The following is a 21,710-nucleotide window of genomic DNA, read 5'->3' as shown; positions in this document are numbered from 1 at the left end:
CGTCGCGAACCTCGGTAGCCTTTGTCGTGTGATTGACCTGCGTACCCTTCGTGAGGACCCGGACCGGCTACGGGCGTCGCAGCGTGCCCGCGGTGAGGACGACTCGGTCGTCGACACGCTGCTCGACCTGGACGAACGCCGCCGCGCCGCCTTGACCCGCTATGAGGCGCTGCGCGCCGAGCAGAAGAGCGTCGGCAAGTCGGTGTCCACCTCGTCCGGCGACGAGCGGGCCGCGCTGCTGGCGCGGGCCAAAGATCTCGCGGCCGGGGTGAAGGGCGCCGAGGCCGAGTCCGAGCGCCTGGCCGGCGAGCTGGACGGCCTGCTGATGGCCGTGCCGAACCTCGTCGAGGAGGCCGCGCCGGTCGGCGGCGAGGACGACTTCGTCGTGCTGGAGGAGGTCGGCGAGCGGCCGAAGTTCGGCTTCACGCCGCGCGACCACCTGGAACTCGGCGAGATGCTCGGCGCGATCGACACCGAGCGCGGCGCCAAGGTGTCGGGCGCCCGGTTCTACTTCCTCAAGGGCGTCGGCGCCCGGTTGCAGCTCGGCCTGCTCAACATGGCGATGCAGCAGGCCATCGAGGCCGGCTTCACCCCGATGATCACGCCGGTGCTGCTCAAGCCCGAGGCGATGGCGGGCACGGGCTTCCTCGGCGCGCACGCCTCCGAGGTGTACCGCCTGGAGGCCGACGACCTGTACCTCGTCGGCACGTCGGAGGCCCCGCTCGCGGCCTACCACTGGAACGAGATCCTGGACGGCCGGTCCCTCCCGCTGCGGTACGCCGGGTGGTCCTCGTGCTTCCGGCGCGAGGCGGGGTCGTACGGCAAGGACACCCGGGGCATCATCCGGGTCCACCAGTTCGACAAGGTCGAGATGTTCTCCTACTGCCGCCCCGAGGACTCGCAGGAGGAGCACGCCCGCCTGCTGGCCTGGGAGCGGGACATGCTCGACAAGGTCGAGCTGCCGTACCGCGTGATCGACATCGCGGCGGGCGACCTCGGCACGTCGGCGGCCCGCAAGTTCGACTGCGAGGCGTGGCTGCCCACGCAGAACCGCTACCTGGAGCTGACCTCGACCTCCAACTGCACGGAGTTCCAGGCCAGGCGGCTGGCCGTGCGCTATCGGGACACCGAGGAGAAGCCGAGGCACGTCGCCACCCTGAACGGCACGCTGGCCACCACCCGGTGGATCGTGGCGATCCTGGAGAACCACCAGCAGGCGGACGGTTCGGTCGTGGTGCCGAAGGCGCTGCGGCCCTACGTGGGGCTGGACGTTCTGGAACCGGTCAAGTAGCGGTATTCCCGGCGGTCAGCCAGAGGTGTTTCGCCGCTTATCCAGGCCTTCTGCGGTAAGCGGCAAGCCCCCGAGGAGTACGTTGACTTTTGTCCACTTTCGCGAGTTAGTACGTCATATGTGACACAAAGGCGGAGTTCGCGTAACGCGAACTCCGCCTGCTGTGTGTCAGTGGTCAGACGGCGCGGACCTGCGACGCCTGCGGGCCCTTCTGCCCTTGCGTGACCTCGAACTCGACCCGCTGGCCGTCTTCGAGGCTACGGTAGCCGCTGCCGACGATCTCGGAGAAGTGCACGAAGACATCCGGAGCGTCATCGTCCGGGGCGATGAATCCGTAGCCCTTCTCGGCGTTGAACCACTTGACGGTTCCCTGAGCCATTAAAGCTCTCCCTGCGATTGATCTTGGGGTTCACACCTCGCGAACCCCGGGTTGTGTCGCACAGCTTCCCGGGGCCGCTCAGACAGTCAAGCTGGTTCTGCACATCGGGTTCAGCTAATACAACGCCACCACATCTAACACTATCGGAGAGCCTTTGTTCCCCTCCACACGAGATTCTTTTCCCGCCCTCCGGTGGTGGCCCTGGCCGCGAGGCAAGGCAAACTGGAGCTTGTTATGGTCAGCCCCCGACTCGTCGCCACCGACCTGGACGGCACCGCCCTGCGTTCGGACGGCAGCGTCTCGCCGCGCACGGCCGCGGCGTTCGCCCGCGTGGAGGAGGCGGGCGCGATGCTCGTCTTCGTCACCGGCAGGCCGCCCCGCTGGATGGCCACCGTGGCGGGAGCGGTGCGTCACCGAGGGCTCGCGATCTGTGCCAACGGGGCACTCGTCTACGACCTGCACACCGAGCGGATCGTCGAGTCGCATCTGATCGAGGCCGAGGTGCTCTCCGAGGCGGTGGGGCGCCTGCGCGAACGGCTGCCCGAGCTGAGTTTCTCGGTGGAGTACGAAGGCGGGTTCGCGCACGAGAGCGGCTTCGGGCTCGACACCTGGGACAGCCGCGAGGTGTCCGGCCTGCGGGTCGGGGTGTCGACGCTCATCTCCCGGCCCTGCGCCAAGCTGCTGGCCTTCCACCACGACATGGACCCCGACCTGCTGCACCTGATGGTCGAGGACGTCGTGGGAGACCTGCTCACCGCCACCCACTCCAGCGGCAGGGCGCTGATCGAGATGAGCGCCCGCGGGGTGACCAAGGCCACGGCCCTCGCCAGGCTCGCGGCCCGCCACACGATCGGCCCGGCGGAGGTGGTGGCCTTCGGCGACATGCCGAACGACCTGCCGATGCTCGGCTGGGCCGGCACGTCGTACGCCGTGGCCAACGCCCATCCCGACGTGCTGGCCGCCGTCACCCACGTGACGGCGGCCAACAACGAGGACGGTGTGGCCGCCGTCCTGGAACGGCTCTTCGGCTGACCGAAGGGCGGCACGGCCGTCACGGGCGGCCGTGACCCCCTACAGGTAGGGGCCCGAGGACCGGTGGGGCTCGTCGTTGGTCTGTGACACGCCGCCGGGCAGCGCGCGGCGCATCTGCTCGAGCTGCGCACGCGCGGCCATCTGCTGGGCGAACAGCGTGGTCTGGATGCCGTGGAACAGCCCTTCGAGCCAGCCGACCAGCTGGGCGTGCGCCACACGCAGCTCGGCGTCGCTCGGCGGCGGGGTGTTGTCGCCCTCGGCGAAGGGCAGGGAGAGGCGTTCAAGCTCCTCCACCAGCTCGGGCGCGAGACCGTCCTCGAGCTCCTTTATGGAACTCGCGTGGATGTCCTTGAGGCGCTTGCGGCTCGCCTCGTCCAGCGGTGCCGCCCGCACCTCTTCGAGGAGCTGGCGGATCATGCTGCCGATGCGCATCACCTTGGCCGGCTGCTCGACCAGCTCGGCGACCGGCCGCTCCTCGGGCTCGTTCTCCCCATCGACCGTGAGGCCCTGCGGGCCCACGACGACGATGTGGGGCTTGCTCTCCTCAGCATTCATGAAATTCAACCTAGCTCACCTCGCCAACAGGACTTTCCCGATGTGCGAACCGGATTCCATCAGGCGATGAGCCTCTCCGGCCTCCGTCATCGGGACGATGGTATGGATGACCGGCCGGACCGCTCCACCGGCCACCAAGGGCCAGACGTTGTCGCGCACGCCCCGCACGATCGCCCCCTTCTCCGCGACCGGGCGGTCGCGCAACCGGGTGCCGAGGATCGTGGCCCGTTTGGCCGTCAGCATCCCGAGGTCGAGCTCGGCCCGGGTGCCGCCCTGGAGGCCGATCACCGCGAGCCGCCCGCCGGTGCGGAGCACCGAGAGGTTCTTGCTCAGATACTTCGCGCCGATGACGTCGAGGACGACGTCCGCGGTGACCGTCTCCGCGAAGTCCTGCTCTCGGTAGTCGATCGCCTCGTCGGCGCCGAGCGCGAGGCACCGGGCGACCTTGTCCGGGCCGCCCGCCGTCACCACCACACGGGAGCCGAGGGCCTTGGCGAGCTGGACGGCGAACGTGCCGATGCCGCCCCCGCCGCCGTGCACGAGGAGCGTCTCGCCACGGCGCAGCCGCGCCCCCATGAAGACGTTGGACCACACGGTGCACGCGACCTCCGGCAGGGCGGCGGAGTCCACCGTCGAGATCCCCTCCGGCACGGGCAGCACCTGTTCCCAGGGCACCGCCACCTTCTCGGCGTACCCGCCGCCCGCGAGCAGCGCGCACACCTCGTCGCCGGGGGCGAACCCGACGACGTTCTCGCCGACCTCGCTGACCACCCCGGAGCATTCGAGTCCGGGTACTTGGGAAACGCCCGGGGGCGGCGGATAGTGCCCCTGACGTTGCAGAAGGTCGGCGCGGTTGAGGCCGGCGGCGGCCACCGTGATGACCAGTTCGCCCGGCGCGGGGCGGGGATCGGGTACCTCCCGCCACTCCAGCACCTCGGGCCCGCCGGGCCTGGAGACGACGATCGCGTGCATGTGACCAAACTATCCGGGTAGCCAGATCGGCGGTTGACCGCGTTGGCTGTGATAGCGGGCGGTAATCTTCATTCTATTTGCTGCCCCTTTAGCCCAGTCCCGAGGGGGAACACGGTGGCAAGACACGATCGTGAAGATCCTCATTCCCTTGAAGAGCAACTAGCCTGGCTGGACGCGATCAAGGAAAATGAGGAGACATCCGTCCCGGTGAGCGTCACCGCGGACGAGAACGTCGTCTCGCCGTACCCAAAGGACCCATGGGGTCTGGTGCCGAACGAGCCGCCTCCACCCTCGTCCCCGATGCTGCGCGCCGCGGCCGACCCGGCGCACGGCCCGCAGCCCGCCGACCCGGCCGAGCCGTTCTCCGCGCCGGTCACCCCGGCGTCCGAGCCTCTGTCCCGGGCGGTCACCGCCGAGCCGCCCGCGTCCGGCTCCTCCACCGGCAGTGCCCTCGGCGAGCGCCCGGCCCCGGGGGGTGGCGCTTTCGGGGAGCGCCGGTCCGGTGAACGCCCGGCCGCCGCCGGGGCGTTCGGTGAGCCGTCCCACGGTTCCGGCCTCGGCGCCTTCGCCGACCGGCCCCCGCCCTCCGGCGGCGGCGCGTTCGGCGACCGGCCGAAGCCCTCGGCCAGTGCCTTCGGCGAGCCGGCCGCCACGCCGCCCCCGGCCGTGAGCGCCCCGGGCGAGCAGGTCGTCAGCGACGACACCGACAGCTTCACCTTCGGCTCCTTCGCCGAGGACCCACGCGAGACCGGCACGGCGTGGCTGCCGCCGGGACCGCTCACGCCCGGCGGCGACACCGGGACGTACCGCGCGCCGGAGCCCGGCACGTCCGGCGCCACCGGCGATCAGGCGGTACGCGGCTGGCTGGAGGCCGCGCTGCCCGCCAGCCGGTCCGAGACCCGGCCGGACGAGACCCGCCCCGTGGAGAAGCCCGCCGCCGAGCAGACCGCGGGCCCGGGTGAGGAGCGTCCCGCCGAGGACGACCAGGAACAGGAACGCTTCAACAAGTTCGCCTCCGGCGGCTCCGACACCGAGGCCGTCGTCGTGCCCCGCGAGGCCGCCACGGCCCGGGTCGAGCGGCCCACCCTGAGCGACCCGCTCGCCCTCAGGGACCCCCTCGCCCCCGCCGAGAAGGCCTTCACGCCTCCCGCCGCGGAGCCGGTCACGCCCGCGCCGGCCGCCGAGCCGCCCGCGCCGCCCGCGTCGTCCGCGTCCTCCGCGCCGCCCGGCCTCGGCGTGCGCGAGAGGGAGACCGCGCCCGAGAAGGAGAAGGAGGAGCGCGAGCCCTACCGCCCCCGTCGCGGGCGTCCCGCTCCCACACCCGGTCCGCAGCCCGCCTTCGGCACGTCGAGCCGCCGCGGCGGGCCCGTCAAGGGGCTCGGCGAGGTCCGGCAGACCGCCGACAGCCTCGACCCGGTCTCCCTGCTGCGCGGCCGCAGGAACGCTCCGGCGGGCGGCTGGCGCAAGCTCGTCTTCAAGGCGTCGGCCGGCCTGATCAAGCCGGGTGAGTCGCCCGAGGTCCGCCGCCGCCGCGAGCTGCTCTCCCGGGCGCGCACCCCGGTCGCCACCGGTCACCACCGCGTCGCGGTGCTCAGCCTGAAGGGCGGCGTCGGCAAGACCACGACCACCGTCGGCCTCGGCGCCACCCTCGCGTCGGTGCGCGGCGACCGCGTGATCGCCGTCGACGCCAACCCCGACCGGGGCACCCTGTCGGACAAGGTCGAGCTCGAGACCTCGGCGACCGTGCGCGACCTGCTCAACGAACGGCAGCAGATCAAGAGGTACGTCGACATCCGGGCGTTCACCTCGCAGTCGCCGTCCCGGCTGGAGATCCTGGCCTCCGACCGCGACCCGTCGGTCTCCGAGGCGTTCAGCTCGGCCGACTACCAGAGCGTCGCGCAGGTCCTGGAGAACTTCTACTCGATCTGCATCACCGACTGCGGCACCGGCCTGCTCCACTCGGCCATGTCCGGCGTGCTGGGCCTCGCCGACCAGCTCGTGCTGGTCAGCTCCCCCTCGGTGGACGGCGCGCGGGCCGCGTCGGCCACCCTGGACTGGCTGGAGGCGCACCACTACGGCGACCTGGTGAAGGCCGCGACCGTGGTGCTGTGCAGCGTACGGCCGCGCTCGAAGTCGACCGTGGACCTCGACCGGCTGGAGGCGCACTTCGCGGCCCGCTGCCGCGCGGTGATCAGGGTGCCGTACGACCCGCACCTGGAGGAGGGCGCCGAGATCGACCTGGACCGGCTGCTGCCGGCGACCCGGGAGTCCTACCTGCTGCTCGCCGCCTCGGTGGGCGACGGGTTCGGCGGCACCTCCGTCTGACCCGGGCGGGTCAGGTGGCCGGAGGGGCGGTGGCGGAGGGTGTGGGATTCGAACCCACGAGACCGTCGCCGGCCTGGCCGCTTTCAAGGCGGCTGCACTCGTCCACTATGCGAACCCTCCCCGTGCGACACCAACGATAGCGGTGCCGGGCGGGCGCCCGCGCGCGAGGCGGGACCCGCGGGGGAGGCCCCGCGGGGAGATCATTCGTAGGGTTCGCCGGGTTGCGCCACCTTGGTCACGCCGGTGGCCCGGATCTCCGGGGCGACCGTGCCCTTGGGGATCTGGTCGTAGGGGGTGGGCACCCACGTGCCCGTGACCTCCACCCAGGTGTCCACGCGCGGCGACGGCGCGCCGAGCACGGTGACCCGCAGCGGGAACGCGTCCGCGGCGCAGCACCGCAGCTGCATGCGGGTGAGGTACCACTGGCCGCGCTTCTTGGAGCCGGAGACGAACCCGACCAGCTTGACCTGCCGGTCCTTGAGCGAGGCCTGCCCGACGCCCCAGGCCCGGCCGATGAACTCGCCGAGCGGCATGGCCGCCGGCCGGTCCGCGGCGAGGGCCGCGTAGGCGGCGGCGGTGGGGCGGGGCTGCGGCGTCTCGTCCCGGCCGGCGGCGAACGCGCCGAGGGCGGGCGGGGCGATGAGGAAGATGGCGATCACCGGCAGGCACAGCAGCCAGGCCACCCGGGGGCCGCGCGCGTGGTCGTGCCCGTCGCCCCCGGCGTCCGGGGAGCGGGGCACGTACGGCCGCCGCCACTCCTGGACCAGGCCGTGCACGCCGAGCAGGAAGATGACGAGCCCGGCGGCGACGAGGAACGGCCGGAAGCCCGGCTTGACGTAGTTCAGGTAGATGGTGGACAGCGCGGACACCCGCAGCAGGGCGCCGCCGAGCAGGGTGAGCACGAGGCTCTGGGCCATGCGGTTCACAGCAGCAACCACCCCACCAGCACGCTCGACGCGACGGCCAGCGTGAACGTCAGCGGGACGAACCGCACCGCGAACGCCCGGCCGAACGTCCCCGCCTGGAGCGCGATCAGCTTGAGATCGACCATGGGCCCCACCACGAGGAACGCCAGCTTGGCCGTGGGGGAGAACGACGTCAGCGAGGCCGCCACGAAGGCGTCCGCCTCGGAGCAGATGGACAGCACGACGGCGAGCAATGCGAGCACCAGCACCGACAGCCAGGGGTTGTCCGCGACCGCGTTCAGCCAGGAGCGGGGCACGACGACGTTGAGGGTGGCGGCGGTGAGGCCGCCGACGACCAGGAAGCCGCCCGCGTGCAGCAGGTCGTGCCGCATGGCGGCGACGAACGACGCCCGGCGCGACATCCCGGGGCGCTCGGGGCGCTCGGGAACGCGCAGCAGGCCGGGCCGGCCGAGCAGCTGCCACGCCCATCCGGCGAGCACGGCGACGGCGAGCGAGGCGGCGAACCTGGCCAGCACCATGCCCGGCTGGCCGGGGAACGCCACCGCGGTCGCCACGAGCACGACCGGGTTGATCGCCGGGGACGACAGCAGGAATGCCAGGGCCGCCGCCGGGGTCACCCCCCGGGCCATCAGCCCCGCGGCCACCGGCACCGACGCGCACTCGCACCCGGGCAGCACCACGCCCGCCGCGCCCGCCACCGGCACGGCCGCGTACGGCTGGCGGGGCAGCACCCGGGTCCACAACGACCGGGGGACGAACGCCGTGATCGCGGCGGACAGCGCCACGCCGAACACCAGGAAGGGGACGGCCTGCACGCAGATCGCCACGAAGATCGTGGACCAGGTGCGCAGGGCGGGGGCGGTCAGGTGGGGGGCGAGGAGGAGGTTGCCGAGCAGGAGGAAGCCGATCAGGGCCGCGAACACCCAGGGGAGGACCTGTGCTTCCGGAGCTCGCCGGCCCCAGGTCGGCGGGGGGACCGGGCTCTCGGGCTCAGAGGCCCAGTCAAGGGCGCTTCGGTCGCTCATTTACGATTCGACACGTATTTCGGGATATAGGGGGATCTATAGGCAAGAGGGCCGCCTTGATAGTCGTTCGACGTCCCGACGCTACACCCGTCACCTTGGTCTCAGTTGCCCAAGTAGCCAACCCGGCCCCGTAACCTGGGCGTCCAGCTCGGCCACCCTGCGGCGCAGCTCGCGGTCCGCCGTGACCACCAGCACGCGCTCCCACGACCGCGTCCCCCGGATCTCCCGCACGGTGTCCACGATCGCGTCGTCACCGCTGCCCGGCGCCTCCACCACCTCCACGCCCGGCGTCGGCTCGAGGCCCCGCGCCTTGCCCTCGACCACCATCACGATCCGCGGGAACCACATGGCCGGCGCGGGGAACCCCTCCGGCGGACGCAGGCCGTCCTTCGCCCGCGTGTCCACCTCGTCCCGCAGCCGCCGCGCCGCGCCCGCCCGGTCCCGCCACCAGCCGTGCTCGGCCCGCGCGCCGACGATGTTGGCCGCGTCCAGCACGACGACCGACGGCGGCAGCGCCGGGCGGATCTCGGGCCAGGTGTGCGCGAACCCCGGGTGCAACCCCGCCTCTCCGGCGATCTCGTCGGCCGGCAGCCACCGCAGCGAGATGCTCTCGCCGTTGGCCGGGACGGCGGGCAGCAGCGTCGCCGCCTCGGCGATCACCGTCTGGAACGTCCAGCCGCCGTGGTCGTCGGTGTACACCCCGAGCACCCGCAGCCCGTCCGCGAGCAGCGCCGCCTCCTCGAGCGCCTCGCGCAGCGCCCCCGAGACCGCGTCCTCATGGCTGTCCAGCGCCCCGCCCGGCAGCCCCCACGTCCCCCCGTGGTGGCTCCACAGCGCCCGCTGCTGCATCAGCACGTGCGGCACGCCGTCCTTGTCGAAATGAACGGCCAGCAGGCCCGAGGCGCCGTGCAGCCCCCAGTGCCTGTGCCCCTGCGCGCACAGCGCCCACCCGTCTCCGTCCCTGGCCACCACACTCCCCATCCTGCCGCAACCACCCCTGCCGGGGCGCTCGGGTTCGCTAGCATCCGACACGCGATGGACGGTTCCCTCTCCCCGATCCGGCTGCCGTACGACACCGTGCGGCTGGCGATACGGCTGTTCCCGCCGCTCGCCTTCTACTACGCGCTGGGCAGGCTCGCCCACCAGGGCGTCCTGCTGGCGGCCGTCCGCCTCTCCGAGCCCCGGGGCTGGCACGCCTACCTGGCCTTCGCCGTCCTCAGCCTCGGCGTGCTGGTCACCCTGGCCGCGTACATCGCGATGCTCAACACGGTCGGCCGCGAGCTCCGCACCCCCGTGGGCACGGTGGTCACGCAGGACGAGCGGGAACGCCGCCTCTCCGACGCCATCGCCCACACCCTGCTGCCGTTCCTGGTCTTCTACAGCGCGTGGGGCCTGTTCGTCGACGACGTGCGCACCTTCCTGCGCCTGTTCAGCGAGACGCGCACGCAGATCGACCCGGAGGCCGGCACCGTCCTGCTGGATCTGTTCGACGTGAACGTACTGATCGTGGTCATCACGCTCGGCATCTTCGGCATCAAGGTCGGCTTCGGCCGGCTGTACGAGAGGACGGGCAACCGCCTGATCGGCGTCGCCAACAGCGTCCTCGAATGCATGTGGATGTACTTCGGCATCATCTCGCTCGGCAACTGGCTCGGCCTCGGCATCGAGTGGCTGACCACCCGGGTGGTCTGGGCCGACCTCCTCGGCCTGGCCGACGCGGTCCCGCTGGTCCCCCAGGTGAAGGAGGTGTGGAGCCTCCTCGCCCCGTACTCGGCCGAGCTGGCGGACGGCCTGGTCCAGCCGCTGATATGGCTGGCGATGGCCGCCGTCGTGTACACCTCCTTCATCACCGACGAGGCCAAGGTCATCGAGGGCACCCGTCTGGAACCGCGCCTGTCCGGCCTCTGGCGCCGCCTCCCCGCCCCGCTCCAGCTCACCGCCGAGTTCTTCTCCCGGGGCATCCGCGACAAATACGTTCCCCTCGCCAACGGTTTCCGCTTCGTCCTGCGCGGCGGCCTGGTCTTCTACCTGACCTTCTGCCTGGTCTACGCCGCCCTGGAGGCCCTCGCGGCCGTCGCCTTCATGGCCGTCACCCGCCTGCTCGGGCCGCACGAGCCCCTGTGGTGGCAGATGTGGGAGGGGGCCGTCAACTTCCCGGTGAACGTCCTGCACGAGGTGCTGCGGATCTGCCTGCTCGCCGCCGCCTTCGACCTGGCGCTGCGCCGCGCGGCGGGGCGCCCCGGGCCCGCTCCCGCCCCACCTGCTCCGGCCGGCTCTCCGGCGCCGAGCGGCTCGCCCGTCACCGCTTCAGCCGTATCGTGACGGGGTCCGGCGACAGCCGGATCTCGGCCCCGAGGCTCTCGAACGCGTCGGCCGGCACGATGTACGGGATCTGGATCGTGAGCTTCCGCCCGATGGGCAACGGAATCATTTTGTAGTCCTCGTCGAACGCCCGGCACGTCACCGAATGGCCGGAAGGCTCGACGAGGTCGCTTCTCACCGCACGGTCCCAGATCCGCCCGGCCGCGTCCGCCGCGAAGAACTTGCAGGTCCCGGTCTCCGCGCCGAACCACTTGCTCGCCGCCTCGGTCAGCGGGCGCGCCGAGATCAGCATGATCGCGATCTTGGTACGCGGCGGCAACGGGCGGATCCCCGGGTTCTCCAGCGAGCCCTCCGTGATGCCGTCCAGACGCCACTCCACCCCGGCGTGCCTGGCCGCCTGCCCGTGCGCGGCGACGATCTCCGGCGTCCCCTTCCCGGTGAAGGCCATGTACTTCTCCCGCCACGGCAGCACGTCGGCGGCCAGCACCGCGGGGACGAGCGCGAGCAGGCCGAGGCCGTACAACAGGTTCTTGCGGATGCTCACAGCGCGCGCACCATCCCGACGGTCAGGGACGGCGGCGCGGACGCGACCAGCCGCGCGGCGTACGCGGCGGACAGGCCGAGGTCGACGTCCACCGCGGGCCCGAGGGTGTCCAGGGCGCGCGCGCCGCCGCTGTACCGGCGGACGGCGAGCCACATCCCGGCGAGCCGGTCCTTCGGGATCTCGAACAACATGGGGCCGTACATCGGGATCCCCGGCTGGAGCGGTGTCTTCTCCAGGGTGTAAAAGATCGAGGTGTTCGCCTGGTACTCCGTGCCGTCCGCCGCGCGCAGGCGGGTGCCCTGCACCAGCACCGCCTCGCTGGTCGCCGCGATCGTGGCCCAGACGACCACCCAGACGCCGCCCGTGCCGCGCGGCTTGCCGAGCAGCCCGATCTCGTCCATCATCCGGACCGAGCCGGCGACCTGCACGCGGTCCACCCGGAACTGGAACGCGGTGGTGTTCACCTGCTCGCCCAGCCTGCCCCGCGAGGCGATGGGAGCGTACAGCCGGTCGACGTCCGGGGTGGCCCGCTGGATCACGATGATCGCCGTGAGCAGCACGGCGCCGGTCAGCGCCGTGAGGATCGCGCGCCTCACGACCCCACCTCCAGGTCGTACACCGCAAGCGTCTCCCCGGGCCACCACTCCGACAGGGACGATTGGAAACCTCCCCTGAACTCGGAGTCCTCGAAGGCGGCCGTCACGTGGGTCGGGTCGGTCAGCGGGACCGGGACCCGGTAGACGATCATCACCCGTTCGGGCATCGCCGGTTGCAGCTGGTCGCGCTCGGACCCGCCGTCCCGGATCACGAACTTCGCGGTGCCGTTCTTCAACCAGGTGAAGGTGGCGCCGCTGGGCGACAGGACGAGCGAGAGCCGCTGCGCCAGGTCCTGCACCGTGGCGGTCTCGTGGCTCACGTTCTCCACCCGCATCTCCAGCGTCAGGAACCGCCCCGGCTTGGCGTCCCCGTATCCCGGCGCGGGATCCACCCCCACGAACGCCACCTTCTCCGGCGTGATCGAGAACCGCTGCCCCGTGGTCGTCTCCCCGGCGCGCCGATGGACGATCTCCGGCCGCGCCTCCTCGAGCCCTCCCGCCGGCCACGCCAGCGCCAGCACCGTGCCCAGCACGAACAACAGGGCCGTGACGACCACCCACGGCCCCGGCGCACCCCGCCGCGGCACATCCCGCCGGAGAACCAGCTCCCGAGACGTCACGACGAGCGATCATAGCCCTGGGGTCACCGCAAATACGGTCGAATCCCCTGATTTTGGGCCGGGGTAGTTTGGGGAACGTCGGCCGTATTCGGACGTCCGACGGCCCCGATCAACCCTCAGCTCAGTCGAGCTCGCAGAAGGCAGAACTCGTTGCCTTCGGGATCGGCCAGGACGTGCCAGGGCTCCTCGCCGGTCTGGCCGACGTCGGCCGGTCGCGCCCCGAGCTTCAGGAGGCGTTCGAGTTCGGCGTCCTGATCGCGGTCGGTGGCGTTGACGTCGAAGTGCAGCCGCAGCAGGCCCACCTTGGGCTCGGTGGTGGGGCTGAAGATCAGGGTCGGCTGCAATCCGCCGAACCCTTCCTGAGGCCCGATCTCCACCGAGCCGTCGTCCTCGACGTCGAGCACGACGAAGCCCAGCACCTCGCACCAGAACGCCGCCAGCCGTTCCGGATCCCGGCAAGCGATTATCAGTTCGGAAATGCGACTAGCCATGATCGGCACCCTACGGCGCGTCAACCGCACACGGCGAGTCCTTGAGCGGCGAATAGCCGTTCCTGCGTGCCTCAGCCGCCGCCCTTGCTGAAGTGCTGGTAGTCCTTGGCGCCGTTGAAGTAGCCGCCCCACTCCCAGCCGTGGTCGGCGAACAGGTCGACGACGCGGTCGCCGTCGTTGACGACGCCTGGTTTGCGCAGGGGGCGGTCGGCGAAGCGCCTGGCGTTTGTGTGGGCGACGGAGCCGTCGGGTTCGACCCAGGGGTTCTCGCGGGGGTTCAGGTCGATGGCCTGGCCGAAGGAGTGTTTGGACCAGCTGGTGCCGCCGGTGGCCTGGCGGCAGTTGAAGGCCGAGGTGTTGTCGGCGTCGATCGAGTCGAAGTCGCTGGCCCTGTAGGCGGCGATGTTCTCCATGCGGGTGATGGGGAAGCGCCATTCGTACAGCTTGCCGAAGATGTCCACCACGTCGTCGGTGACCACGCGGTTCACGATCAGCTCGCCGGTGTGCGCCTTCTTGTCGAAACCCCAGTAGGTCATGGTGACCTTGCGCAGGCCGGACGGCCCGACCGGGCAGCCGGAGCGCCACGAGGCGCCGAGCTCCTTGGCCGTGACGCGGGAGACCTTGGCGGTGAACTCCGGGGGTCCCGCCGGCGTCGGCGTGGGGGAGGGCGTGGGCGTGGCGGGCGCCGTGGTCGGCGCGGGGGAGTCGGGCGTGGGTGCGGCGGGCTTGGGGTCGGCCGGGTCGACGGAGCCCGCGGGGCCGCAGGCGGTGACGGCCGCCGCGACCCAGGCCAGGGCGAGAACGCCCAGGTGGCGAGGCTTTCGAATCTCGGGCATACGCCAGCGTACGGCCGTTGCGTGATTGGTCGTGACGGAATCGTGATGACGGCCCGCAAAGCCTCTCCACCGGGGCCGTACCCGGTCCGTGTCGCGTCTTTTACCGGCGAGTGCTCGCGCACGTGTTCGAGGACGCGCTACAGTTTTCCGCATCGGATCGAACACCGGTTCGGTCCGATGGGTCCCAGATGAGGGGTGGTGTGCCATGGCGGCGCTGGCGTCACCCACGCGATCGGCCACCGGGCTCGTGCCCGCGCCACGCTCCTCCACGACACGCCGTAGCGCTTTCTACGGAAATCTAGGACGGCCGGTATATCCGGTCATACAGTCCGAGAGCGTGGACCCCGTGCGCAATCCCTACGCCCCTGGTGCGGGGCAGCGCCCACCGGAGCTCGCCGGGCGTGATCGTGAGCTGCAACAGTTCGAGGTCGTGCTGGAGCGGGTGGCCCGTGGCCGCCCCGAGCGCAGCATGGTCCTCACCGGGCTGCGCGGAGTGGGCAAGACCGTGCTGCTCAACACCTTCAAGTCCATGGCCATGCAGCGGCTGTGGGGCACCGGCAAGATCGAGGCTCGGCCGGAGCAGTCCATCCGCCGCTCGGTCGCCGCCGCCCTCCACATGGCCATCCGTGAGCTCGCCCCCCGCCACCGGGCCCCCGAGCGCATCGAAGAGTTCCTCGGCGTGCTGAAGGCCTTCGCGATGCGCGACCCGGGCGCGGCCAAGGGCACCTCCCACTGGTCGCCCGCCATCGACGTCCCGGCCGGCCGCGGCCGGGCCGACTCCGGCGATCTCGAGATCGACCTCACCGAGCTGTTCGTGGACGCCGCCTCGGTGGCCACCGACCTCGGCGTGGGCATCGCCCTCTTCATCGACGAGATGCAGGACATCCAGGCGCCGGACATCTCGGCCCTGTGCGCCGCCTGCCACGAGCTGTCCCAGAGCGGCGGCCCGCTGATCGTGGTGGGGGCGGGCCTGCCCCACCTGCCCGGCGTGCTCAGCGCCAGCAAGAGCTATTCCGAGCGCCTGTTCCGGTACGCCAGGATCGACCGCCTGGACCGCGAGGCCGCCGACCTGGCGCTGATCGCCCCTGCCGAGCGCGAGCAGGTCGAGTTCACCCCCGACGCGCTCGACGCGCTGTACGAGGCGGCCGACGGCTACCCCTACTTCGTCCAGGCGTACGGCAAGGTGGCCTGGGATCTCGCGCCGCGCAGCCCCATCACCGCCGACGACGTCCGGGTCGCCGCGCCCGAGGCCGAAGAGGAGCTCGCGGTGGGCTTCTTCGGCAGCCGGTACGAGCGGGCCACCCCCGCAGAGCGCGACTACATGCACGCGATGGCCTCGGTGGGCGACGAGCCCGTGCCGACGGCCGACGTCGCCGAGCTGCTCGGCCGCAAGCCGTCCAGCCTGTCCCCGGCCCGCGACAGCCTCATCAAGAAGGGATTGATCTACAGCGCGGAACGCGGCCTGATCGCGTTCACCGTCCCGCACTTCGGCCGGTTCCTGCGAGCACAACCGGTCTAGCGCGGGGGAGTCCCGCACCCCATTGACCTCTCTACGGCTTTCTAGAGGGGAAGCTAGAGAGCCGTAGAGAGCTGAATTCGTGGTGCCGGACCCCGGTCGGCGGGCCGGGCGTCCGGCACCACGAGACGCTGGTCCGTGGCCGGTGAGCTTCGAGCCGCTCGATGACCTGCCCCGTCGCGGGCCACGTCGCCGGCGTGAGCGCTACGGGAATCTAATGCTGTCTAGTGCACAGCCGATACTTCGATAGATTCCCGCAGACCCTCGCCCTCCACCTCCATCACGCCCACCCGCACCGGCGCCCGCCGACCGGTGAGGTAGACCGCGAACACCACCTCGGCCGGGGCGCCCTCGGCCGTACGGCCGGGGTAGACGAAGAACCGCCAGCACAGCTCGCGCCAGGAGTCCGACGGCTCGCCGGACAGCAGCAGCGGCGCGTGCGCGCGCCACTCCCCGCTGGCGCGCAGGCGGTGCAGCGCCCGCCCGGCGGGCATGGGGCGCTGCTCGCACGGCGCGCGGTGCCGCACCCGGGCGATGCCCTCGCCCATCTCGGGGGACAGGAGCACCAGCACCGCCGCGCCCGCCAGGGTCGCCACCACCAGCCCGGCCGACATCCCGGACACGATGTCCGCGCCGGACACCGGCACCAGGGCGACCACGACCGCCAGGCCGACCAGCACGGCGGCCCGCGCGATGGAGCGCAGGCCCACCGGGGCGGAGCTGGCCTCGCCGAAGCAGCCGCAGCCCACGTCCGGCCGGCGGCGGCGCAACTCCCACAGCACGTAGGTCGCCACCGCGAAGAACGCGATCGTGCCCCAGCGCGGCAGCGGGTTGCCGGTGAACAGCAGGCCCACCGCCAGCGTGACCTCCCCGCCCGCACAGAAGATCATGAACGGCCGGCGCCAGCGGTCCGGGATCAGCACCCCCGGCCCGAGCCGCGACAGGTTGCCCGGCTGCCCGTGCCCGCCCGCGGTCGCGAACTTGGCCACGCCGCCGAGCAGGAGCATCAGCACCAGAAGCTCGAGCGCCACGGTCGCGAGCATCGTCTGCGCGATCATGCCTTACTCCTCTCCACGGCCGCCCCGTGGCCGCGACTCGCTTGCGGTACCGGCAAAAGCTCACCCCAGCCCGACGCGGGCGTTGAAGCACCCCTTGGTGAGGTCGCCGCCGAGTTCGACGAACGACACCGCGGACAGCTCGGCCACCCGCCCGCGCGGCGACGTGCCGCATTCCACGCACCGGTCGCAGAACCGTCCGGCCACGCATCCGCAGGCCAGGATCGGCAGCACCGCCGACCTGCCCTCGCACACGTTGCCGACGTACAACATCGAGCCGAGCGACAGGTAGGGCAGCCCGGTGCAGGACACACCGGTGTCCTCGCAGTCGGCGTCGGCCCGCTCCAGCTTGGGGTACGCGACGCCCGCCTCGCCGTCGTCGAAGGCGTCCGACCAGACGGCCGAGCCGGAGACGCGGGACTGCACCCCGCCGTACGCGGCCGGGGGCGGCGGCACGGCGGCGGCACGGTAGGTGGGCTGCGAGCTGGCCGGGAGCCAGGCGTACGTGGCGCCGCCGGAGCGGGTGCCGATGGCGTCGAAGAGGAACCCCGGCTCGAACTGCGGATGCCGCACCCGGATGCGACCGGAGGCGGTGTACGGGATCACGACGGTGCGGGTGCCGCGGTGCGGGCCGCAGTCGAGCTCGACCGTGCGGTCCTTGCCCTCGGTGCCGATCGAGCGGATCACGCCGGTGACGCGGGTGATGTCCGCCCAGATGCGCTCGGCCACCCGGCCGGACTGCCGCGCCCGGATCACCACCCGGGACCCGACCGGTAGATCGGTGGGCGTCACGACCTTGCCGCGCCAGGCGACGGCCCAGGGCGCGACGACCAGGCGTTCCTCCGCACCGTCGGCGTTCTCGACGATCAGGAGGTGCGGGCTGACGTCGCGGATCTCGCCGGTGACGCCGGTCAGCGGGGCGAGCCCCGGGTCCTCGGCGGAACGCGGCCCCGAGCCGCGGCCGAGCGCGGCGGACGCCAGGGCGTGGCGGCGCTCGACACCCATCGGCCCCTCCCCGGTTGCCGTCGGGATCCATTGGTCCGGAGATAGCGTCACATGTTTTCCGGCGGGCCGGTAATCGGGCGGAGCAAAGAATCCCACCCACCGCGGCGTACGTAGCAAATCCCTCATACCCGGGTGAATTACTCACCGCCCGAGCCTGCTACCGGCCTGTAACGATCTTTGCCGTTGACGGGCCGAAACCAGGACGAAGGTTCAGCGGTGCCAGAGCTCTGGACTGCGATTCTGACCCCGAGGTCCGAATGACTGCCCCTTCGCCCGATACCGGTGAATCGCATGAGCGGTAAAGACGAGGAGTTCCGCGAGTACGTCGTCGCCCGCGGTCCCGCGCTGCTGCGCGTGGCCCACCAGCTGGCCGGCCAGCCCGCCGACGCCGAGGACCTGCTCCAGGCGGCCCTGACCAAAACCTACCTGGCCTGGGAACGGATCAACGACCGCGCCGCCCTGGACGGGTACGTCCGCCGCGCCATGGTCAACATCAACATCTCGTGGTGGCGGCGCAGGAAGCTGGAGGAGTACCCCGCCGAGCACCTCCCCGACGCGCCGGCGCGGGACGTGCCGGGCCACGGCCTGAGCCACGAGCTGCTGGAGGAGGCGCTCGACCGGCTGCCCGTCCGGCAGCGGGCCGCCATCGTGCTGCGCTACTACGAGGACATGAGCGAGCCCGAGATCGCCAAGGCCCTCGGGGTCAGCGTCGGCACGGTGAAGAGCACGGTGTCCCGGGCCATGGCCAAGCTGCGCGGGGACGTCGTCCTCGTGCGGGCCCGCCGCCCGGAGGCGTGCGACCCGTTACCCCAGTGACCCGGACGGGGCGCTTGTCCAAGGCCCGCCGCCGGTCCAGACTCGGGTGCGGAGGTGGCGCCTGATGCGCAGCACGATGCCCGACCACCCGCTCACCATCACCTCGATCATGCGGTACGGCACCGGTCTCTTCGGCGACCACGAGGTCGTCACCTACACCGGGGACGGGTACCGGCGCATGCCGTACCACGAGCTCGCCCGGGAGACGGCCCGCCTGGCCGGCGCGCTGCGCGCCCTCGGCGTGGACGGCGACCAGCGGGTGGCCACGTTCTGCTGGAACAACACCGAGCACCTGGCCGCGTACCTCGCGGTGCCGAGCATGGGCGCGGTGCTGCACACGCTGAACATCCGTCTGTTCCCCGAGCAGGTCGTCTACATCGCCAACCACGCCGAGGACGACGTGCTGCTGGTGGACGGCTCCCTGGTGCCGCTGCTCGCGCCGATCCTGCCGGAGATGAAGACGGTGCGGCACGTCGTCGTCATCGGCCCCGCCGACACCTCGGCGCTGGGCGCGGCGGGCAAGGAACTGCACGACTACCGCACGCTGCTCGACGCGCAGCCCGACGTCTTCGACTGGCCCGAGCTGGACGAGCTCACCGGCGCGTCCATGTGCTACACCAGCGGCACCACCGGCAACCCCAAGGGCGTCGTCTACAGCCACCGCTCGATGTACCTCCACTCGATGAGCGTGTGCACCGGCAACGCCATGGGGCTGAGCGCCGGCGACCGCGTGCTGCCCATCGTGCCGATGTTCCACGCCAACGCCTGGGGCATGCCGTACGCCGCGCTGATGGCCGGCGCCTCGCTGGTGATGCCGGACCGCTACCTGCAGGCCGAGCACCTGGCCAGGATCATCGCCGAGGAGCGGCCGACGTCGTCCGGGGCCGTGCCGACCATCTGGGGCGACCTGCTGCGGCACGCACGGCAGCACGGCTCGGACCTCTCCTCGCTGCGGCTGGTGCCGTGCGGCGGCTCGGCCGTGCCCGAGTCGCTGATGCGGGGCTTCGAGGAGCTCGGCGTCCACATCGTGCAGGCGTGGGGCATGACCGAGACATCGCCGCTGGCCACCGTCGCGCACGGGGACACCTGGGACCTGCGCGTCACGCAGGGCAGGCTGCTGCCCGGCGTCGAGGGCCGGCTGGTCGGCGGCGGCGACGTCGTGCTGCCCGCGGACGGGCAGGCGGTCGGCGAGCTGGAGGTGCGCGGCCCGTGGGTGACCGGCGCGTACTACCTCGACGAGGACGGCTCGCGGTTCCACGACGGGTGGCTGCGCACCGGGGACGTGGGCAGGCTGGACGAGCACGGGTACGTGACGCTCACCGACCGCGCCAAGGACGTCATCAAGTCGGGCGGGGAGTGGATCTCCTCGGTCGAGCTGGAGAACGCGCTGATGGGTCATCCCTCGGTGGTCGAGGCCGCCGTCATCGGGGTGCCTGACGAGCGGTGGGGGGAGCGGCCGCTCGCCTGCGTGGTGCTGGACGGCCTCGCCACCGTGGCGGAACTGCGGGACTACCTGTCGGGCAAGGTGGCGCGCTGGCAGCTGCCCGAGCGATGGGCGTTCGTCGACGCCGTCCCGAAGACGAGCGTCGGCAAGTTCGCCAAGCGCACCTTGCGTGAGATGCACGCCAGAGGCGAGATCGCGGTCACTGAAGGCTGACCTCCGTCGCGGCGCCGGCGGTGGCGCAGGGCCGCACCACGTCCCGGATGATCCGCAGCGCGTCCAGCAGGGTGGTGAGCTGGTCAGGCGGGAGCAGGCCGGTGAACCACCGGTCGATGTCCTCGATGTGCCGGGGGATCACCGATTCCAGGCGGGTCAGGCCTTCGGGCGTCAGGGTCGCGTAGGAGGCCCTCCGGTCGCTGGCGCACGCGACGCGCTCGACGAGCCCTTCGCGTTCCAGGCGGTCCACGACGCGGGTCACCCCGCTGGTGGACAGCGACGTCTGCGCCGCCAGGTCGCTCATGCGCAGGCGGTGGCCGGGGGAGCGTCCGAGACGGATCAGGGTCTCGAAGTCGATGTCGGACAGCTTCGACTCCGCGAAGGCGCCCGCCATCTTGGCCATCAGTCCGGTGTGGACTTCGGCGAGCAACCCCATCGCGGTGAGCCGGGGGTCGTCGAGTGGGATCACAGTCATAGTCTACGCCAGGGATAGTTGACGTGAGGAATATTCCTCGTGTAGATGTTTGTTGCTGCAAACATCCGCACGGCAACCACTGATCCGCAGGAGTAACACCATGAGCACTCGCGCCTGGGAAGGCATCACCATCCCCGAGGCCGGTACCTTCGACCTGGACGCGTCGCACACGCACGTCGGTTTCGTCGCCAAGCACATGATGGTGACCAAGGTCCGCGGCGCCTTCGGTGAGTTCTCCGGCACCGTGACCATCGCCGACGACCCGCTGCGGTCGTCCGCCGAGCTCACCATCAAGACCGACAGCATCGACACCGGCAACGCCGACCGCGACGGCCACCTTCGCGGCGACGACTTCCTGTCGGTGGACAAGTTCCCTGAGATCACCTTCCGCAGCACCCGCGTCGTCAGCCACTCCGACGAGGACTTCGTCGTCCTCGGTGACCTCACCATCCGTGACGTCACCAAGGAGGTCACCCTCAAGGTCGAGTACGGCGGCGCCGGCACCAACCCGTGGGGCGCCGAGGTCTTCGGCTTCTCCATCTCGACCGAGATCGAGCGCGAGGAGTTCGGCCTCACCTGGAACGTCGCCCTGGAGACCGGCGGCGTGCTGGTGAGCAAGAAGGTCAAGATCGAGGTCGAGGGCGAAGCCACCCGCCGCGCCTGACCCCCGCCGACGGCGGTCTCTCCGCTACGGGGAACATCGCCATCAAATCGGTCATAGCTACTCCTGGGATCACCCACATCTTGTGTCCACACCCTGTGGACACAAGATGTGTCCCTCGGCGGTCCGGGTGTCCCGGACCGCTGTTCAGTCTTCGTCCAAGGCACTGTCGATCTCCTCCGCAATCCACTTTGCCGCCCAGCGAGAACGCCGGTACGCTGTCCTGAGCCACATGGCCATCAGGAGGCTTCGCCTAGTCAGGTCTATGGCGCCGCACTGCTAATGCGGTTTGGGTTCATCGCCCATCCGGGGTTCAAATCCCCGAGCCTCCGCCCTACCAGAGGCCCTCACCCGATCCACCGGGCGAGGGCCTTTCTGCTTCCTCACCCCCGCCCCGTCACATCCTTTTCACCCCCCACTCCCCCCACAACCGCCTCAAGATTTCTTGACCCCACCCCACCCAAGCACCGTACCGACACCATCCCACCCCTTCCCGAGCCAAAAGTCCCGAACCCCCACCTTTCGAAGGATGGACTTTCCCCCCCACACACCTCCCCCCCCCCCCCCCCCCCCCCCCCCCCCCCCCCCCCCCCCCCCCCCCCCCCCCCACC

Annotated in this window: 22 protein-coding genes and 2 tRNA genes; 9 read left to right on the top strand and 15 right to left on the bottom strand. The window is 71.3% G+C overall.

Features of this window, described 5'->3' with window-relative positions; translation table 11 throughout:
* Positions 1-28: 28 nt before the first annotated feature.
* A complete protein-coding gene (serS, locus tag ACFP1K_RS37170) occupies positions 29-1,291 on the top strand; it encodes a serine--tRNA ligase (protein ID WP_380762417.1) in 1,263 nt (420 codons plus the stop codon).
* 175 nt (positions 1,292-1,466) lie between these two features.
* On the opposite strand, the gene ACFP1K_RS37165 is transcribed toward serS, so the two are convergent.
* Positions 1,467-1,670: a cold-shock protein gene (locus tag ACFP1K_RS37165; RefSeq protein ID WP_184987267.1), complete on the bottom strand. Its 204-nt coding sequence runs from the start codon at positions 1,668-1,670 to the stop codon at positions 1,467-1,469.
* Between the two features lie 234 nt (positions 1,671-1,904).
* On the opposite strand from ACFP1K_RS37165, the gene ACFP1K_RS37160 reads away from it, so the two are divergent.
* Positions 1,905-2,702 carry an HAD family hydrolase gene (locus ACFP1K_RS37160; RefSeq protein ID WP_380762415.1) on the top strand — a complete coding sequence of 266 codons (798 nt, stop codon included), beginning with the start codon at positions 1,905-1,907 and terminating at the stop codon, positions 2,700-2,702.
* Positions 2,703-2,741: 39 nt separating this feature from the next.
* Here ACFP1K_RS37160 and ACFP1K_RS37155 read toward each other — a convergent pair whose 3' ends face one another.
* Together ACFP1K_RS37155 and ACFP1K_RS37150 are read right to left on the bottom strand one after the other, a co-directional pair.
* Entirely contained in the window at positions 2,742-3,257 is a 516-nt protein-coding gene (locus ACFP1K_RS37155; RefSeq protein ID WP_380762413.1) for a bacterial proteasome activator family protein, read from the bottom strand.
* A gap of 15 nt (positions 3,258-3,272) precedes the next feature.
* Entirely contained in the window at positions 3,273-4,229 is a 957-nt protein-coding gene (locus ACFP1K_RS37150; protein WP_380762411.1) for an NAD(P)H-quinone oxidoreductase, read from the bottom strand.
* A 207-nt stretch (positions 4,230-4,436) separates the two neighbouring features.
* Between ACFP1K_RS37150 and ACFP1K_RS37145 the strand changes: the two genes are divergently transcribed.
* Positions 4,437-6,554, top strand: a complete 2,118-nt coding sequence (locus ACFP1K_RS37145) for a MinD/ParA family ATP-binding protein (protein ID WP_380762410.1) — start codon at positions 4,437-4,439, stop codon at positions 6,552-6,554.
* Between the two features lie 30 nt (positions 6,555-6,584).
* Here ACFP1K_RS37145 and ACFP1K_RS37140 read toward each other — a convergent pair.
* From ACFP1K_RS37140 to ACFP1K_RS37125, 4 genes are all read right to left on the bottom strand, one after another.
* A tRNA-Ser gene (locus ACFP1K_RS37140) sits at positions 6,585-6,674 on the bottom strand.
* An 80-nt stretch (positions 6,675-6,754) separates the two neighbouring features.
* Positions 6,755-7,471, bottom strand: coding sequence for a TIGR03943 family putative permease subunit (locus tag ACFP1K_RS37135; protein ID WP_380762408.1), 717 nt, complete (start codon positions 7,469-7,471; stop codon positions 6,755-6,757).
* A gap of 5 nt (positions 7,472-7,476) precedes the next feature.
* On the bottom strand, positions 7,477-8,505 hold the full coding sequence (locus tag ACFP1K_RS37130) for a permease (protein ID WP_380762406.1): 1,029 nt from the start codon (positions 8,503-8,505) through the stop codon (positions 7,477-7,479).
* Between the two features lie 90 nt (positions 8,506-8,595).
* A complete protein-coding gene (locus tag ACFP1K_RS37125) occupies positions 8,596-9,474 on the bottom strand; it encodes an NUDIX hydrolase (protein WP_380762404.1) in 879 nt (292 codons plus the stop codon).
* Positions 9,475-9,540: 66 nt separating this feature from the next.
* Between ACFP1K_RS37125 and ACFP1K_RS37120 the strand changes: the two genes are divergently transcribed.
* On the top strand, positions 9,541-10,827 hold the full coding sequence (locus tag ACFP1K_RS37120) for a hypothetical protein (protein WP_380762402.1): 1,287 nt from the start codon (positions 9,541-9,543) through the stop codon (positions 10,825-10,827).
* On the opposite strand, the gene ACFP1K_RS37115 is transcribed toward ACFP1K_RS37120, so the two are convergent.
* The 5 genes from ACFP1K_RS37115 to ACFP1K_RS37095 form a co-directional block, all read right to left on the bottom strand.
* The gene (locus tag ACFP1K_RS37115; protein WP_380762400.1) at positions 10,805-11,371 is read right to left on the bottom strand and encodes a hypothetical protein; all 567 of its coding nucleotides are present in this window, start codon (positions 11,369-11,371) and stop codon (positions 10,805-10,807) included. The two genes, ACFP1K_RS37120 and ACFP1K_RS37115, sit on opposite strands and share 23 nt — an antisense overlap.
* Positions 11,368-11,967 (bottom strand): hypothetical protein, encoded by a 600-nt coding sequence (locus ACFP1K_RS37110; protein ID WP_380762398.1) that lies wholly within the window; start codon positions 11,965-11,967, stop codon positions 11,368-11,370. Before ACFP1K_RS37110 ends, ACFP1K_RS37115 begins: the two co-directional genes overlap by 4 nt.
* Positions 11,964-12,587 carry a hypothetical protein gene (locus tag ACFP1K_RS37105; RefSeq protein ID WP_380762396.1) on the bottom strand — a complete coding sequence of 208 codons (624 nt, stop codon included), beginning with the start codon at positions 12,585-12,587 and terminating at the stop codon, positions 11,964-11,966. The genes ACFP1K_RS37110 and ACFP1K_RS37105 overlap by 4 nt, the downstream gene beginning before the upstream one ends.
* Positions 12,588-12,703: 116 nt before the next feature.
* Entirely contained in the window at positions 12,704-13,078 is a 375-nt protein-coding gene (locus ACFP1K_RS37100) for a VOC family protein (RefSeq protein WP_380762394.1), read from the bottom strand.
* A gap of 71 nt (positions 13,079-13,149) precedes the next feature.
* Positions 13,150-13,914 (bottom strand): M15 family metallopeptidase, encoded by a 765-nt coding sequence (locus ACFP1K_RS37095; protein WP_380762392.1) that lies wholly within the window; start codon positions 13,912-13,914, stop codon positions 13,150-13,152.
* Between the two features lie 337 nt (positions 13,915-14,251).
* On the opposite strand from ACFP1K_RS37095, the gene ACFP1K_RS37090 reads away from it, so the two are divergent.
* Positions 14,252-15,433, top strand: a complete 1,182-nt coding sequence (locus ACFP1K_RS37090) for an AAA family ATPase (protein WP_380762390.1) — start codon at positions 14,252-14,254, stop codon at positions 15,431-15,433.
* 221 nt (positions 15,434-15,654) lie between these two features.
* On the opposite strand, the gene ACFP1K_RS37085 is transcribed toward ACFP1K_RS37090, so the two are convergent.
* Positions 15,655-16,488 (bottom strand): MauE/DoxX family redox-associated membrane protein, encoded by an 834-nt coding sequence (locus tag ACFP1K_RS37085; protein ID WP_380762389.1) that lies wholly within the window; start codon positions 16,486-16,488, stop codon positions 15,655-15,657.
* A gap of 60 nt (positions 16,489-16,548) precedes the next feature.
* Positions 16,549-17,490, bottom strand: a complete 942-nt coding sequence (locus ACFP1K_RS37080; protein ID WP_380762387.1) for a hypothetical protein — start codon at positions 17,488-17,490, stop codon at positions 16,549-16,551.
* A gap of 291 nt (positions 17,491-17,781) precedes the next feature.
* Between ACFP1K_RS37080 and ACFP1K_RS37075 the strand changes: the two genes are divergently transcribed.
* Both ACFP1K_RS37075 and ACFP1K_RS37070 read left to right on the top strand, forming a co-directional pair.
* Positions 17,782-18,306 carry a SigE family RNA polymerase sigma factor gene (locus ACFP1K_RS37075; protein ID WP_380762385.1) on the top strand — a complete coding sequence of 175 codons (525 nt, stop codon included), beginning with the start codon at positions 17,782-17,784 and terminating at the stop codon, positions 18,304-18,306.
* Between the two features lie 64 nt (positions 18,307-18,370).
* Positions 18,371-19,963, top strand: a complete 1,593-nt coding sequence (locus ACFP1K_RS37070; protein ID WP_380762383.1) for a long-chain fatty acid--CoA ligase — start codon at positions 18,371-18,373, stop codon at positions 19,961-19,963.
* Here the strand turns inward: ACFP1K_RS37070 and ACFP1K_RS37065 are convergent.
* On the bottom strand, positions 19,950-20,438 hold the full coding sequence (locus ACFP1K_RS37065) for a MarR family winged helix-turn-helix transcriptional regulator (protein WP_380762381.1): 489 nt from the start codon (positions 20,436-20,438) through the stop codon (positions 19,950-19,952). The genes ACFP1K_RS37070 and ACFP1K_RS37065 overlap by 14 nt on opposite strands.
* Positions 20,439-20,538: 100 nt before the next feature.
* On the opposite strand from ACFP1K_RS37065, the gene ACFP1K_RS37060 reads away from it, so the two are divergent.
* Together ACFP1K_RS37060 and ACFP1K_RS37055 are read left to right on the top strand one after the other, a co-directional pair.
* Positions 20,539-21,102, top strand: coding sequence for a YceI family protein (locus tag ACFP1K_RS37060; RefSeq protein ID WP_380762379.1), 564 nt, complete (start codon positions 20,539-20,541; stop codon positions 21,100-21,102).
* A 239-nt stretch (positions 21,103-21,341) separates the two neighbouring features.
* A tRNA-Ser gene (locus tag ACFP1K_RS37055) sits at positions 21,342-21,431 on the top strand.
* Positions 21,432-21,710 lie beyond the last annotated feature (279 nt).

Source organism: Sphaerisporangium aureirubrum (assembly GCF_042658925.1).
Classification (GTDB): domain Bacteria; phylum Actinomycetota; class Actinomycetes; order Streptosporangiales; family Streptosporangiaceae; genus Sphaerisporangium; species Sphaerisporangium aureirubrum.
The sequence above is the reverse complement of the archived record's forward strand: the minus strand, read 5'-3'. Positions and strand labels throughout refer to the sequence as shown.

What these genes read in the sequence shown, in the direction of transcription:
- ACFP1K_RS37075 (WP_380762385.1), top strand. Translation starts at nt 17,782, where the DNA reads ATGAGCGGTAAAGACGAGGAGTTCCGCGAGTACGTCGTCGCCCGCGGT.
- ACFP1K_RS37120 (WP_380762402.1), top strand. Translation starts at nt 9,541, where the DNA reads ATGGACGGTTCCCTCTCCCCGATCCGGCTGCCGTACGACACCGTGCGG.
- ACFP1K_RS37160 (WP_380762415.1), top strand. Translation starts at nt 1,905, where the DNA reads ATGGTCAGCCCCCGACTCGTCGCCACCGACCTGGACGGCACCGCCCTG.
- ACFP1K_RS37095 (WP_380762392.1), bottom strand. Translation starts at nt 13,914, where the DNA reads ATGCCCGAGATTCGAAAGCCTCGCCACCTGGGCGTTCTCGCCCTGGCC.
- ACFP1K_RS37130 (WP_380762406.1), bottom strand. Translation starts at nt 8,505, where the DNA reads ATGAGCGACCGAAGCGCCCTTGACTGGGCCTCTGAGCCCGAGAGCCCG.
- ACFP1K_RS37065 (WP_380762381.1), bottom strand. Translation starts at nt 20,438, where the DNA reads ATGACTGTGATCCCACTCGACGACCCCCGGCTCACCGCGATGGGGTTG.
- ACFP1K_RS37070 (WP_380762383.1), top strand. Translation starts at nt 18,371, where the DNA reads ATGCGCAGCACGATGCCCGACCACCCGCTCACCATCACCTCGATCATG.
- ACFP1K_RS37135 (WP_380762408.1), bottom strand. Translation starts at nt 7,471, where the DNA reads ATGGCCCAGAGCCTCGTGCTCACCCTGCTCGGCGGCGCCCTGCTGCGG.
- ACFP1K_RS37100 (WP_380762394.1), bottom strand. Translation starts at nt 13,078, where the DNA reads ATGGCTAGTCGCATTTCCGAACTGATAATCGCTTGCCGGGATCCGGAA.
- ACFP1K_RS37080 (WP_380762387.1), bottom strand. Translation starts at nt 17,490, where the DNA reads ATGGGTGTCGAGCGCCGCCACGCCCTGGCGTCCGCCGCGCTCGGCCGC.
- ACFP1K_RS37155 (WP_380762413.1), bottom strand. Translation starts at nt 3,257, where the DNA reads ATGAATGCTGAGGAGAGCAAGCCCCACATCGTCGTCGTGGGCCCGCAG.
- ACFP1K_RS37085 (WP_380762389.1), bottom strand. Translation starts at nt 16,488, where the DNA reads ATGATCGCGCAGACGATGCTCGCGACCGTGGCGCTCGAGCTTCTGGTG.
- ACFP1K_RS37165 (WP_184987267.1), bottom strand. Translation starts at nt 1,670, where the DNA reads ATGGCTCAGGGAACCGTCAAGTGGTTCAACGCCGAGAAGGGCTACGGA.
- ACFP1K_RS37060 (WP_380762379.1), top strand. Translation starts at nt 20,539, where the DNA reads ATGAGCACTCGCGCCTGGGAAGGCATCACCATCCCCGAGGCCGGTACC.
- ACFP1K_RS37150 (WP_380762411.1), bottom strand. Translation starts at nt 4,229, where the DNA reads ATGCACGCGATCGTCGTCTCCAGGCCCGGCGGGCCCGAGGTGCTGGAG.